General features: G+C 61.9%; 10 protein-coding genes. 7 read left to right on the top strand and 3 right to left on the bottom strand.

The genetic code is table 11. The annotated features are described in order from the left end of the window. The first annotated feature begins 39 nt into the window (after positions 1 to 39). Positions 40 to 2,499, top strand: coding sequence for a transporter substrate-binding domain-containing protein (locus tag RIE53_01420; protein ID MEQ9103335.1), 2,460 nt, complete (start codon positions 40 to 42; stop codon positions 2,497 to 2,499). A gap of 34 nt (positions 2,500 to 2,533) precedes the next feature. On the opposite strand, the gene RIE53_01415 is transcribed toward RIE53_01420, so the two are convergent. Together RIE53_01415 and RIE53_01410 are read right to left on the bottom strand one after the other, a co-directional pair. Further along, positions 2,534 to 5,167 carry an ABC transporter permease gene (locus RIE53_01415; protein ID MEQ9103334.1) on the bottom strand — a complete coding sequence of 878 codons (2,634 nt, stop codon included), beginning with the start codon at positions 5,165 to 5,167 and terminating at the stop codon, positions 2,534 to 2,536. After that, a complete protein-coding gene (locus RIE53_01410) occupies positions 5,164 to 5,496 on the bottom strand; it encodes a helix-turn-helix transcriptional regulator (GenBank protein ID MEQ9103333.1) in 333 nt (110 codons plus the stop codon). The genes RIE53_01415 and RIE53_01410 overlap by 4 nt, the downstream gene beginning before the upstream one ends. 220 nt (positions 5,497 to 5,716) lie before the next feature. Between RIE53_01410 and RIE53_01405 the strand changes: the two genes are divergently transcribed. Beyond that, on the top strand, positions 5,717 to 6,040 hold the full coding sequence (locus RIE53_01405; GenBank protein ID MEQ9103332.1) for a PadR family transcriptional regulator: 324 nt from the start codon (positions 5,717 to 5,719) through the stop codon (positions 6,038 to 6,040). Then, positions 6,037 to 8,658, top strand: coding sequence for an ABC transporter permease (locus RIE53_01400; protein MEQ9103331.1), 2,622 nt, complete (start codon positions 6,037 to 6,039; stop codon positions 8,656 to 8,658). Before RIE53_01405 ends, RIE53_01400 begins: the two co-directional genes overlap by 4 nt. On the opposite strand, the gene RIE53_01395 is transcribed toward RIE53_01400, so the two are convergent. Beyond that, positions 8,645 to 9,337: a TetR/AcrR family transcriptional regulator C-terminal domain-containing protein gene (locus tag RIE53_01395; protein MEQ9103330.1), complete on the bottom strand. Its 693-nt coding sequence runs from the start codon at positions 9,335 to 9,337 to the stop codon at positions 8,645 to 8,647. The two genes, RIE53_01400 and RIE53_01395, sit on opposite strands and share 14 nt — an antisense overlap. A gap of 110 nt (positions 9,338 to 9,447) precedes the next feature. On the opposite strand from RIE53_01395, the gene RIE53_01390 reads away from it, so the two are divergent. From RIE53_01390 to RIE53_01375, 4 genes are all read left to right on the top strand, one after another. Then, positions 9,448 to 10,428: an NAD(P)-dependent alcohol dehydrogenase gene (locus tag RIE53_01390; protein ID MEQ9103329.1), complete on the top strand. Its 981-nt coding sequence runs from the start codon at positions 9,448 to 9,450 to the stop codon at positions 10,426 to 10,428. Continuing rightward, positions 10,425 to 11,117: a DUF4386 domain-containing protein gene (locus tag RIE53_01385; protein MEQ9103328.1), complete on the top strand. Its 693-nt coding sequence runs from the start codon at positions 10,425 to 10,427 to the stop codon at positions 11,115 to 11,117. The genes RIE53_01390 and RIE53_01385 overlap by 4 nt, the downstream gene beginning before the upstream one ends. Before the next feature lie 50 nt (positions 11,118 to 11,167). Further along, entirely contained in the window at positions 11,168 to 13,588 is a 2,421-nt protein-coding gene (locus RIE53_01380) for an FtsX-like permease family protein (protein MEQ9103327.1), read from the top strand. Between the two features lie 87 nt (positions 13,589 to 13,675). Then, the gene (locus tag RIE53_01375; GenBank protein MEQ9103326.1) at positions 13,676 to 14,452 is read left to right on the top strand and encodes a formylglycine-generating enzyme family protein; all 777 of its coding nucleotides are present in this window, start codon (positions 13,676 to 13,678) and stop codon (positions 14,450 to 14,452) included. The last annotated feature ends 1 nt before the right edge of the window (position 14,453 follow it).

The following is a 14,453-nucleotide window of genomic DNA, read 5'->3' as shown; positions in this document are numbered from 1 at the left end:
TAATCCAGGCCCGCGTGTGGGTATGTGACACAGTATACCATGTGGTATACTTTCCAAGGCACCAAATCGAACCACGGAATGGCGTTGATCAACGTACGGAACGGGTGGCGGCGGTCCTGCGGGGCCATGCTGCTGGTCACGATGGTCCTTTCATGGGCGGTCGTGCCGGTCGGGGCCCAGGACGTGCGCGACGTTCGCGTGGGGATCTACGGAAACAAGCCCAAGATTTTCCTGAACGAGGAAGGTCGCCCGGATGGTGTGTTCGTCGGCGTGCTTGACGCCATTGCGGAACGGGCGGGGTGGACGTTGACGTGGGTGCCATGCCAGTGGTCGGAGTGCCTCGACCTGCTGGAGGCAGGGCAGATCGATCTCATGCCGGATGTAGCGTACTCGCAGGAGCGTCGGGAATACCTGGACTTCCACAACGAGGAAGTGATGGAGAGCTGGACCCAGGTATTCGTGGCGCCGGGATCGGGAATTGACATGTGGTCCGATCTGAACGGCAAGCGGGTGGTCGTCCTGCGGGGCTCCATCCAGGGAGACAATCTGCAACACCGTTTTGACGGGTTTGGGTACGACGTGGACATCCTGGAGTCGGAATCGTGGACCGAGGCGTTTGCAATGGTTCGCGACGGTCAGGCGGATGCCGCTATACCGAATCATTTCTTCGGCAACTATCACTACCGGGAATACGGCCTTGCCCGGACGCCGATCGTGTTCGACGCGCACGCCCTGTATTTTGCGACTCGGCGCGGGTACAATGCAGACCTGTTGGCGACCATCGATACGCACCTGGCTGCGTTGAAGACCGAGCCGGAATCCGCGTATTATGCGGCCGTTTCGCGCTGGATGGAGCGGCCACCAACACCGGTCCTGCCCCGGTTCGTGTTCTGGGCGCTGGTTATCGGCCTGACCGTCCTGGTCGTGGCCGTGTCGTTCATCCGGCTGCTCCAGTATCGCGTCCGGGCACGGACCCGTCACCTGGCCGAAGCCAACCGGGCGCTGAGTCGAAGCGAGGAGAAATTCAGGGCCATATTTGAGAACAACGCGGCGGTGAAGCTGATTGTGGACCCGGCGGACAACTCCGTGGTGGAAGTCAATCAGGCCGCCGTGGAATGGTTCGGCTGGGACCGGGATACGCTCATGCGCATGGACCTCGATGCCCTCACGGAGGCGCCGCTGGGGGAAGAACCCTGGTACCGCACGGCCCTGGAGGGAGGCGTCCGAGGCCGGTTCGAAGTCCGGATGATGCGCCACGACGGGACCGCCGCCGTGGCTGACGTGTTCACGGCGCATCTCCGATTCAATGACACCGTTCTGCTGCACATGATCGTGCATGACATATCTGCGCATCGGGCACTGGAAACCCAGATGCATCAGATGCAGAAGATGGAATCGATCGGTCGCCTGGCTGGGGGCGTCGCCCACGATTTCAACAATTTCCTGAGCGTGATCATCGGACACGCGGAATTGGCGTTGCTCCGGCCGGATCCGTCCGCGCCGATCCGAAATCACCTGCAGGAAATCCTCGACGCGGCGAACCGGTCCAAGGCCGTTACGCAGCAACTCATGGCGTTTGCCCGACGCGACATCATGCGGCCGGTCCCGCTGGACCTGAACCGACACGTTCCGAAGATGATGACCATGTTGTCCAGCCTGGTGGGAGAGGATATCGCGCTGGAGTGGCAACCCGGTGAAGGCGTATGGCCCATCTTCACCGACCCGTCCCAGGTGGACCAGATCCTGGCCAACCTCTGCGTGAATGCCCGCGACGCCATTGCCGGAAACGGACACATTGTCCTGGAAACGTCCAACGTGGAATTCGAGGAAGCCTGGTGTGCGTCCAATCCGGGCTATCTGCCGGGCGCGTATGTGCGTCTGACGGTGAGCGATGACGGGTGCGGAATGGACAAGGAGACGCTTGCGAACATCTTCGAACCCTTCTTTACCACGAAGGCCGTCGGTCACGGCACGGGCCTGGGTCTGGCCACCGTGTACGGCATTGTCCGTCAGAACGACGGCTTCATCAACGTGTACAGCGAACCGGGCCTCGGGACCACCTTCCGCGTGTATTTACCGCGACATGACGGGCAACACGCTTCGGAACCGGTCCGGGAATTGGCCCCGTCTGCCAGCCGTGGAAAGGAGACGGTCCTGATCGTGGACGATGAAGCCTCGATCGTGGACATGACCCGGATGGCCCTGGAATCGCTGGGATACACGGTATTGAGCGCATCGACTGCGGAAGAAGCCGTGCAGTTGGCCCGGGGGCGCTCCATCGACCTGCTCATCACGGACGTGGTCATGCCGGACATGAACGGTCGCGAACTTGCCGACAAATTGACCGCGGACCACGCGGGCCTGTTGTGTCTCTACATGTCCGGCTACACGGAGAACATATTGGCGCACAAAGGCATCCTTAGGGAGGATGTACAGCTGTTGCAGAAGCCGTTCACACTCGGCGAACTGTCGGACGCCGTCCGGCGCGTGTTGTCGTGACCGGACCAGGGCCTGTTGACGCTACGCCAGAGCCCTACTCGTGCTTCAGGCTATCGACCGGATTTCGGTTTGCGGCCCGGATGGTGTGCCATGAGACGGTGGTCAGCGCAAATACCAGGGCGAGCGCGCCAGCCAGCAGGAAGATGCCCGCACCGGGTTCCGTGCGGTAGGCAAACGACTCCAGCCAGCGTTCCATGATGAACCAGGTCGCCGGGATGCACAGAAGAAAGGCGGTCAGTACCGGTTTCAGGAACTCCGAGGACAAAAGCACGGTGATCCGGCCGACCGATGCGCCCAACACTTTCCGGACACCGATCTCCTTCGTGCGTCTCACGGTCATGTAGGCAGAGAGGGCGAAAAGGCCCAGGCAGGCCAACAGGATGGCCAGACCGGTCGCAATACCCATGAGGCGTCCCAACCGGGCCTCCCGCACGTAAAAATCCTGTATGCGATCGTCCAGGAAATTGTATTCGAATGGCGTGACGGGATCGTACTGCTCCCCGATGGTTCGCAGTTCCGCCATCGTCTCCTCCAGGTTCTGGGCATCCACGCGGACCGTGAAATAGTCGATGGCCGTCAGCGGATTGCGATGGAAGCCGATGACCATGGCTCCGATGGGTTCATGCAGGGACCTGAAATGGAAGTCCTTCACGATGCCCACGACTTCGGGCTCGAAAGTGCTGTCCTGGAACGATCGGGCCAGGGAACTGCCGGGGATGTGGATGCGATCGCCCACAGAGACGCCCAGGCGCGATGCCGTGGATTCGGTCAGCAGCACCGACATCGAGTCGGCCCCGCTCCGGTCGTCCAGGTTGCGTCCTTGGAGCAGGGTCATCCCGAAGGTCTCCAGGAATGCCGAATCGACACCCAGGAAGGCGGATGGAACCAGCTCGTCGGCTGTGCGACCTGCATCCATCTGACGGATGCTCTTCCAGTCTCCGGGTACATTGGACGACACGGACACGGCACGCACGGACGGCACGGCCGACATGTCGGCCTTGATTGACGCGAAACTGGACCGGGCTTGACCGGAATTGATATCGATGACAACCAACTGCTCCTGATCGAAGCCCAGGTTGGCTGTCTGGATGAGGCGCAACTGGGCATGCACGATCAGGCTGGCCGCGATCATGCCGATGGACAGCGCGTACTGGGTGACGACAAGCCATTGCCTGCCCCGGTTTCCGCCGCCGACAAGTCGGGATCCACCCTTCAGAGCGTCGGCGGGCCGGACCCGGGACAGCACCCATGCCGGCCATGCCCCGGCCAGGAGACCGGTGACCAGCAGGATTCCTGCCAGCAAGCCCGGGACCAGCGCGTTGAATTCGAGGTTCTTGCCGACCAGGCTGTTGAATGGTCCAAGGGTAGCCCACACCAGCAACCCGGCGATAAGGGTCGCCACGAAGGTAGTGGCCAAGGACTCCGCGAGGAACTGGCGGACCAATTGGCTGCGCCACGCACCCGACGTCAGCCGAAGTCCGACCTCCCGGACACGCCCCAGCGCCGCAGCCGTGGTGATGTTGGTATAGTTGATTCCGGCAATGACGGCAATGAATAATCCCACCAGCAGCAACATGAGGACGGTGGTCCGCGAAGAGGGATTGGCGTTACGGTCGAATACGATGTGTGCCGATCCGAAGTGGATGTCTTCCATGGGCTGCAAGTACACCCGACGGTCCTCCACGCGGTCCCTGACCAGGCGTTCAAGTCCTTCCTGGACCGCGGCGATGTCCGTGCCCTCTTCGAGGAGGACGTACGTTATGCTGTTGCTGGTTTCCCATCGCTCCAGGAAAGGAGTCCAATCCGGGAAGGCGTGCATGGTCGACAGGGTGCACAGCATGGAGAAGTCCAGATGGGTATCCGGGGGTGGGTCCTTGACGACCCCCGTGACCGTGAACGCCCCCTGCCACTGGAGTTCGAGGGTGCCACCCATGGGATCGGCGTCGCCGAAATACTGTCGTGCCGCCGATTCCGTCAGGACAACCTGGCCGGGCCCATTCAGCGCGGTTTCCGGGTCTCCGGCCAGGAACGGGTAGTCGAAGACATCGAAGAACGTGGAATCCACGGTCAGGTAGCGGCCCTCGTAATAGGTCCGGTCCCCCTGCGTTACCGTCTGGCGACCCAGGGTACTGCTTGACAACATCCGAACTACGGTCTCCACACCCGGCACGTCCCGGACCAGTGCCGGTCCCAGGGGATTCATGGTATGGACGAGGTGTTGTTGTTCGCCGGAGTCGGTGGTCTGGACGTCCACGACCCGGGCCGTCCGGTGCTCCTTGGCATGCATGTTGTCGAAGGTGAACTCATCCACCACGAACAGGGTCAGCAGTACCGCTGCCGCGATGCCCGTCGCGAGCCCGCCTACATTCACGGCTGACATGACCGGCTGACGACGCATGGCACGGATGGCCACCTTCAGGCTGTTCCACAACATGAACATGCTCCATCCCGCCTTGTGCACCAATCGGCCCGGGAGAAGGGCCCAGACCTGCCGGCGGTACCACCAACGGGCCCAATGTTGTCCCTTGCTGGATGCCTGTTGGTGGAAATATTCCTCGAAGTCACCCGCCGGGGTATCCCAGTCGTCATCGAGCAACCACGCAAGGATGCGGGCCGACACGCGAGGGGGACGGACGGATGAAGGATCCTGTGATCGGTTCGGGTTCATGCGTTCCTCCATTCGGGTATGAAGGACAGGACACCGTCCCACATGGCGGCGCCCACGGTCTGCATGTCCACAAGCGCCCGCTTTCCGAGGGGGGTAAGTTCGTAGATCCGTTTCTTTCGTCCACCCCGTTCCGGGGTTTCCCTGCTCAGCCGTGAAGTAAGCAATCGCCTGCGGGCAAGTCGCTCCAGGGGGGTGTATATGGATCCGAGGGACCATTCATGTCCAGTGATCTCGGAAATCTGCTCGCGGATTTGAAGGCTGTACGCTTCGTCCTGGAGTCGCCAGACGGACAAGAGGACGAATTCTTCACTTCGGGTCAGGAGTTTCATATCGGCTTGGGAATGGGCGTCCCTCATTCGAGTTTCAAAAAATGAAACACGGTATACGGCGCCTTCATCACAAGTTTCATTTTCCGGAAATCGGGCTGTGGCACGCGCTGGGTACATTTTGCCCGGAGATGAAACTTGATCCCTGCTTTTACGAAGAAATGATTCTGGCTCATCAAAATGCTTCCCTTTGAACAACCTCTGAATCCCGCTCGGTCTGCGCATGAATCCCAATCTCGGTGCCCTGGAAGAACTTGTCCTGTTGGCGGCCTGCGGGCTCGGCAGCGAAGCCTACGCGGTTACCATCCAACAGCGGATAGAAGGGGAGGGCGGGCGTGACGCGTCCATGGGTGCGGTCTATACGGCGCTCGACCGGCTGGAGCAGAAAGGGTATCTGAGGTCGCATCTCGGGAGCGTAACGCCCGCAAAGGGCGGCCGGCGGAAGCGGTTCTACGAAGTGACGGGCTCCGGAATGGCCGCCCTCTCGGCGGTCCAATCCACGCGCATGTCCCTTCTGGCCTATGTCAAGGGAGGCTTGCAGCCATGAGCTGGCAGGAACCCCCCGCGCTGGCAGCGCGCATCCTTTGTCGCCTGATGGGCGAGGAGCGTGGCCGCGATACGGCCTGGGACCTGTTCGATCTGTACGAGCATCGCTCCCGCCTCGCATCTCCCGCGACTTCCGCCCTCCGATTCTGGCTGGACGTGGCCAGCATCGTCATCCGACCCCGCCTCTGGAAGGGGCATTCATTCAATCCCGCATTTCCCATGATCTCCAACCACTTCCGCCTGGCGGCCCGTCGTGTTCGCCGTGAACCTGTGTTTTCCGGGTTGAATGCGCTGGGTCTGGGTGTTGGCCTGGCCTGTGTCATCCTGATATTCGTCTTCGTGCGCCACGAGCGCTCCTACGATACCGGTCATCCAGCATTCGACCGACTCTATCGCGTGACGCTCGAATTCATGGAAGACGATACCCACTGGGCATCCATCGGTCCCGCCGTTGGACCGGAGCTCATGGCAACGATTCCGGAAGTAGAGCAGATGGTCCGTTTCTACGCATTGACGGGCGCTTCCGTGTTCCGCGTGGGGGATCGGCAATTCAGCGAAGTGAACGGAGGATTGGCCGATTCCACGTTTTTCAATGTTTTCGGCTACCGCCTGCTGCACGGAGATCCCGCGACGGTGCTCCGGGAGCCCTGGACGCTGGTCATCAGCGAGTCGATGGCCATGAAATATTTCGGTCGGACCAACGTGGTCGGGGAATCGATCGAGATCGTGGGCGAAGGGAATTCTCCGGTAGTGGGCGTTTTTGCGGACCAGGATGTGCCGACCCATCTGGACGTGGACTTCCTGTACCCGTTCGTGAGTCGGTTCGGACCGGACTCCCCGCGGGCGCAGAGCCGCACATGGGCCGGCATGTTGACCTATGTCAGATTGGGAGAGCGCACGTCCGCCGGTTCCGTCACGAAACGTTTCCCGGAATTCCTGGACGCCTTCTTCGACGGGATCGTATCGGGCGTCCCGCACGAAATGGCACGCATGCACCTGCAACCCGTGGCGTCCATCCACTTGCACTCCGACCTGGAGAAGGAGTACCGGGCGAATGGATCGGTGGCGGTGGTGTACACCTTTTCGATTGTTGCCCTGTTCATCCTGCTCATCGCTGCCGTCAATTTCGTGAATCTGTCGGTCGCACGGGCCACATCGCGCGTTCGTGACACGGCCATCCGGAAAACGTTCGGGGCGCGGCGCCTGCAGGTGGTGTGGCAGCTGCTGGCCGAGGCCCTCATCCAGAGTCTGATTGGCGCAGGCGTTGCTGTGATCGTCATCCTGCTGGCGCTTCCCCTGTTCACGGAACTCACGGGCATGAATGTGTCGTGGCGACTGGTGCTGGACCCGTCCATCTTGACCCTTCTGCTTGCTTCCGCGGTGGGCGTGGGCCTGGTCGCCGGGTGGTGGCCGGCCATGCTGATATCGTCATTCACGCCCATTGACGGCTTGCGGGGACGGAGTGGCCCACGCCGCCGGGCCATGTTCATCCGGAAGGGCCTCGTCGTTTTCCAGTTTGCGGCCTCCGTATTCCTGATGGCGGGCGCCATCGTGGTATGGCACCAACTCACCTATGCCCTGAACGCGGATCTCGGCTACGACCAGGACGGCACACTGCTCGTGGACCTGACGGAGGGAGGGCGAACATTCGTGAGCGAAAATCCCGACGCCCTCAGGAATGCCCTTCTGGCCGTACCGGCCGTGCGCGCCGTATCGCAGACATCGGATGCTCCGGGGTCCCGGTACAGCATGGAGGAATTCCGCTTGGAAGGCCAGAACCTGGACGATGGTCAATACATGCGCGTCAGTTGGACGGCCGACCATGATATTGTTGATGCGCTTGGCCTGGAATTGTTGGAGGGTCGTGGATTTTCCCGCACCCAGCCCACCGATACGATGGCGTGGGTCATCAACGAGACCGCCGCCCGACAATTCGGGCTCGCACCCGGGGAGCGCGTGGGGAGCGTGGTGGTCTGGGGCAATCAATACCGGGGGCCGGTCGTGGGTGTCGTTCGGGATTTCAACATTTCATCGTTCCGGCAGACCGTGGAGCCGTTGGTCATCCCGCTCCGGCCGGACGGGGGTGGCATGATGCTGGTCCGGTTTGCCGGGTCCGACGCAAGGACGGCCCTGGAGGGAGTCCGGGACGTGTTTGACCAACTGCTTCCGGGCGAGCTGTTCGACTATACATTCCTGGACGATCGGGTTGCCGCCCTGTACCGTCAGGAGGCCCGCATGCGAGCCGTCATTTCCTGGTTCTCCGGCCTTGCGATTTTCGTGGCTTGCCTGGGACTGTTCGGCCTGTCGGCATACGCGGTGAATCGACGGACACCCGAAATCGGCGTCCGTAAGGTGCTGGGTGCCGGGCTCGCAGACATCGTGCGCCTCGTATCGGCCGAATTCGTAGTCCTGCTGGGCGTGGCCTTCGCGCTGGCTGCGCCGGTGGCCTGGTTGGCGCTGGCGCGGTGGTTGAACGGATTCGCTTATCGCATTGACCTGACTGTGTGGCCCATCCTGATGGCCGGTATCGTGGCGCTGACATTTGCGCTGTTGACGGTCGGTGTCCACGCCCTGCGCGCCACGCGCATCAATCCGGTGTCCGCCATCACGAGGGAGTAGGTCCTGTCAAAGGGAAGCCCTGGTTTTCGATGAGCACCCGCTCCAGGCCATCCAACAGGATGTCGAGCCCGAATGTGAAGTCCGGAATACCGCTGTGACGTTCTTCCGCCACCTCCCGGGCCATTCCGTGGAGATGGGGCAAGGTGTCCTGCGGGATGGACGGCAGCCACGCGGCCGCAGCCTGTGCGTACTCTCCTTCCTTGAACGGGAAGTTCAGCCGCTGTAGTGTGAATCCGTGGATGAAGCTGTCCAGGGCGTTCCACGCGGCATCGGCCGCGGCCCATGAGAAACCGGCGGCTCGGAGGCACCCGATGGTGGCGTCCACCCACTTGAACATGTTCGGACCGGCGTTGACGCGGGATACGATCAGCATGGAAGCCCAGGGGTGTTGCAGGAAAAGGGCATGCGCCGACAGGGCCCGTGTGCGCATTTCCTGGCGCCAATCGGCGTCGGCCCGGGGGACGTGGACCTTCTGGATGATGGACTCGACCATCCCGTTCAGGACATCATCCTTGTTGTCCACGTGATTGTACAGGGACATGGCCTCGACGCCGCATCGTGAGGCGAGTTTGCGCATGGAAAGCGCGTCCAGTCCTTCCGCGTCGGCCAGGGAGACGGCGTGCTGGATGATGATCTTCCGGGTCAGGGGTGTCTGCCCGGCGTCGGATGGTGGGTACATGGGGTGTTGATGAAAACGTTACTTACAACGTAAGTCCGAGTGTGCAACCATTCAAGACTTACACCGTAAGTTCTCTGGAATTAGAGGAACACCCACACCGCATCACCCCCATGAAAGCTGCTGTCTACACCACGTATGGCGGACCCGACGTCGTTCGGGTAGCCGATATTCCTGCACCGGAGCCTGGCCCGGGTGAATTGCTCATCCGCGTTCATGCCACGGCGCTCGCGTCGGAAGACGCAACATTCCGGAAGGGCGATCCCTTCATTGCCCGATCCGCCACGGGATTCGTCCGGCCCGGGAAACCGGTATTGGGTACGCAATTCGCTGGCACGGTGGCAGCCATCGGAAGCGAAGTCGTCGGATTCGAACCCGGGGACGCCGTATTCGGTGAAACGGGACCCGTCTTCGGGGCTCACGCCGAATATGTGGTCGTACCCTGGACCGGACCGGTGCTGCTGCTGCCGCCGTCCCTGTCCTTCGAGGAGGGTGCTGCCCTGACCGGAGGCGAATTGACCGCACTCGCCTTCCTGCGGGAGACGGCGGGTTTGAAAGCCGGTCAGCGGATCCTGATCATCGGGGCCTCGGGAGCCGTCGGGTCAGCAGCCGTTCAACTGGCTCGGCATCTCGGGGCGCATGTGACCGGTGTGACCAGCACCGGCAACGTGGATATGGTCAGCGATCTCGGCGCCCATGCGGTCATCGACTACAAGAAGGACGACTGGACGCAATCAGGTCAAACGTGGGATGTCATTTTCGACACGGTTGGTGCAAGCCGGTTCAGCGAGGCGGTGGGATCGCTTGCGCCTACCGGACTGTACATGACGACGGTCCTGGGCGGACGGATTGTCCTGGACATGCTGCGCACCCGATTCTCGAGGGGTCGGCGCGCACGGATCTCCTTCACCGGACTTCGTGACCGTGAAGACCGTCGAACCGATTTGATGTTCGTCCGGGACGCTGTGACCGCCGGGGCCCTCCGGCCCGTGATTGACCGGACCATGCCGCTGTCGGCCATCGCCGAGGCGCATGCCCATGTGGACACCGGCCGGAAAACCGGAAACGTCATCATTACCATGGAGGCCCAATGAAACCGACCCCGTCCCTTGCGCCCGCTTCGTCCGGTCGATCAAACCACGCCCGTTGGGCCGGCCTGGCCTATATCGTCGTCATCATCGCTGCCGGATTCGCACAGGGCGGTGTCCGCGAACGCCTTGTCGTGGATGGAAATGCCGCCGAAACTGCGGCGAACATCCTGGAACATGCGTTCCTGTTCAAGTTCGGTTTGGCATCGGATCTGCTGGCCTTCATGGCCGATGCCTTGGTCGCGGTCCTGCTGTGGTACGTCCTGCGTCCGGCGGGTCGAACGCTGGCGACCGCTGCGGCGACGTTCCGGTTGATTGCCCATCCGGCCATCGGCAGCCTCAATCTGTTGAATCACTACATGGCACTCGAGGTGCTTCAACATCCGGAACTTGTTCCGGGGTCTGCTCCGGATCTGGCCCTGCAATTCATGGACCTGCACAGCATGGGGTACTTGATTGCCGGTGCCTTCTTTGGTGTCAGCCTCATCCTGACGGGAATCCTGATGGCACGCATGCACTTCTTCCCTCGGCTGTTGGCCGTTCTGACAGGGCTGGCCGGCGTCGCCTACTTGATGGAAACGTTCGGAATGGTCCTGTATCCATCCGCCGAAGCCGTGTGGGTGGGTGCGGTCATGGTCTTTGCCGTTGCTGCGGAAGTCCCATTGGCCTTATGGTTGGCCATCCGACGAGCGTAACAAATGCGCAGGTACACACGTGTTGTGTTCATTCACACGACCGTACTGTCATGCTTCGGAACTATCTGACCGTCACGCTTCGCTCCATGGCCCGCCAGAAGGCCTACACCTTCATCAATGTCTTCGGTCTGGGCGTCGGGCTGGCCGCGTTCATCATGATCACGTTGTTCGTGGTGAACGAATTCGCGTTCGATGCACACCACCCGGACGGTGACCGGATCTTCCAGGTCCAACTGGATGCGGAACTCGGCGAACAGAAGGTGCTGACGGCCAGCTCACCGGCCGTCATGGCCGGTGCCTTCCTGGATGCGTTTCCCGAACTCGAGTCGGCCGTGCGGCTGGACAACTGGGGTCCGACCCTGGTCACGTACGGGGACAACCGATACAACGAGTCGGGATTTTTCCTGGCCGATTCAACGCTGTTCGATTTCTTTGCGCTACCCCTCGTGAAAGGCGACCCGGCGACGGCCTTGAACCGCCCGAATACCCTCGTCCTGTCGGAAACGAAGGCGGCCACGTACTTCGGGAATGAGGACCCGATCGGCAAGGTGGTCACCGTGGATGGCAACGCCACGTATGAGATTACCGGCGTTTTCAGGGTTCCACGCCACAACGCCCACCTGCGACCGGATTTCGTGGCATCGTTCCTGTCTTCCTCCCGTCACAACGATCCCGAGTGGCTGAACAACTCCTTCTACACCTATCTGAAGTTGCGCCCCGGGGTGGACCCGGTGGCATTCGGCGAAACCGTACGCATGTCCGTGGACCGATTTGTCGGGCAGGATGTGGAGCGCATGATGGGGGTAACCATGGACGATGCACGGGAGGCTGGATTCAAGTATGACTGGGTCCTCCAGTCCATGCCGGAACTGTATCTCCAGAGTCAGGCCGAAGACCAGATGGGGCGGGCCGGGGATCTCCGATACGTATGGCTTCTGGGCGTCATCGCCGGGTTCATCCTGCTCATTGCATGCATCAATTTCGTCAATCTCGGTACGGCCCGGGCCGCTGGTCGTGCCCGGGAAGTCGGTTTGCGCAAGGTATTGGGATCCGAGCGGGGACAGCTGGTCCGGCAGTTCCTGGGAGAATCCCTGGTGACCTCGATTTTTGCCATGGTGGTGGCCTCCGTACTGGTGGTGGCGCTGATTCCCGCCTTCAACCGCATGGCGGACGTCCAATTGGCGCTGGAGCCCTGGATCGGGCTGGTCATGCTGGGCGCCGTTCTCGTTACCGGGCTTCTGGCGGGTGCCTGGCCGGCAGCCGTGTTGTCCTCCTACCAACCGGCCGCCGTCCTGAAGGGCATGGTGACCGGGGGACGCCGTGGAGCGCTGCTTCGGTCCGGCTTGGTGGTGTTCCAGTTTGCCATCTCCATCACCATGCTCGTTTCCACGTTCGTCGTCTACCGTCAGCTGGCATTCATGAGCGAACAGAACCTGGGCTTCAATCCGGAGCAGCTCGTGGTGGTCCCGGTGCATTCACAGCAGGCCCGACAGCAATTCGAGGCCTTCCGGGGCGACCTCCTGGCCAACCCGGCCATCCGGAACGCGGCCATGGCCGATATCCTGCCCGGGCAGGATCGCATCCACAATACGACGGTGTTCCGCTCGGAGAACATGCCGCAGGGCGAATTCTTCGTGGCGCAGACGGGAAGCGTTTCACACTCCTATATCGCCACCATGGGACTGGAAATCGTGGCCGGCCGGTCGTTCGAGGAAGGTCGGGAGGCCGATGCGACGGCGTGGGTCGTCAACGAAGCCGCCGTCCGGCGCATGGGGTGGACACCGGAAGATGCCATCGGCAAGCGGCTGTATCGCCCGGGAGCGGGTCCGGACGGGGGTGATGCCGTCGGAGAAATCATTGGTGTCGTGCGGGATGTACACATGGAATCGCTGCACAAACCCATCATGCCGGCGGTTTTCCGGACCGCCGGATACGCGCGTTACATGCCCATCCGGATCGACTCCGAACGGGTGTCCGAAACGCTCGCGGCCCTGGAGGAGCGCTATGCTTCGTTCGAATCCGAGTATCCGTTTGCGTACTGGTTCGTGGACGAGGACTTCCGGGCGGCCTACGAACAGGAGCAGCGCCTCGGATTCATCTACACCACCTTCAGCATCCTGGCGGTCGTGATTGCCTGTCTGGGCCTGTTTGGCCTGGCCTCGTACGTCACCGTGTTGCGCTACAAGGAAATCGGGATCCGCAAGGTGCTCGGCGCATCGGTGGTCTCCGTGGTCCGCCTCCTGTCCAGGCAGTTCACGGCATTGGTGCTGGTGGCGTGCATCGTATCGTTCCCCATCTCCTGGTTCATGATGGATCGTTGGCTCTCCGGTTTTGCCTATGCCACCTCCATGCCGTGGTGGCTGTTCGGAGTGGCGGGGCTCATGGCCCTGGGGATTGCGTGGCTGACCGTGGCCGGACAGTCGGTGAAGGCGGCGTTGCTGGATCCGGTCAAGGCCATCCAGCGGTCGTAGGTCCCGGGGCAACTCTTGACGGGGATGCGGGTCTACAGGGGCGTGTGGGCACCCTGCCTCCTGTTGCACCCCCGTCCATTTCTTCAGATGCGCGAAATGAACTCTCCGGGCGCCGCCGTGACGATGGCCGCGACCCTGCTCCTGCTGGTGGCCAGCGGATGCACCGGCAGTCGGATGGCTGCGGAACTGACTGACCTCGGCTACGAATGGGTCCCGATTCCGGGCGGCACGTACATGATGGGCGATACCTGGGAGGGGACGAACCCGGACGCTGTTCCGGCCCATCCGGTAACCGTTCCCGATCTGGACGTCTCGCGTTACGAGACGACGGTGGCCCAATACGACTGGTTCACGTCACGGACCGGACGCCCCATGTGGCAACCGGACAATCCGAACCGCGGTGCGCGCGCCATCAGCGAGGTGGTCTGGCAGGAGGCCGTGGATTTCTGTGCCTACATCGGTGGCCGGCTGCCGACCGAGCAGGAGTGGGAATACCTGGCAGCCGGGGGTACGGAAAAACAGAAATTCCCGGGTACGGACAGCGCGGAGGAAGTGGAATACTATGCGCGCTACCGCGAGAACGCGCTCGCGGAGGCCTTCGTCGTGGGCTCACGTGAACCCAACCGGTTCGGGCTCTTCGACATGGGCGGCAACGTAGCGGAGTGGATAAGCGCCTACTACGAAAAATATCCGGCACCGGGCCAGGAGCCCATCTGGCATGACCTGGAGACGTTCGACATGCGATTGGTCCGGGGCGGCGGATTCTCGTCGGAGCTCGCCGTCACGGCTATCTACTGGCGGGCCGGCACCCTGCAGGACATCCGCTCGCCGTCCATCGGCTTCCGATGCGTGCGCGACCGGTAAA

The organism is Rhodothermales bacterium, assembly GCA_040221055.1.
Classification (GTDB): Bacteria; Bacteroidota; Rhodothermia; order Rhodothermales; family UBA10348; genus 1-14-0-65-60-17.
The sequence above is the reverse complement of the archived record's forward strand: the minus strand, read 5'-3'. Positions and strand labels throughout refer to the sequence as shown.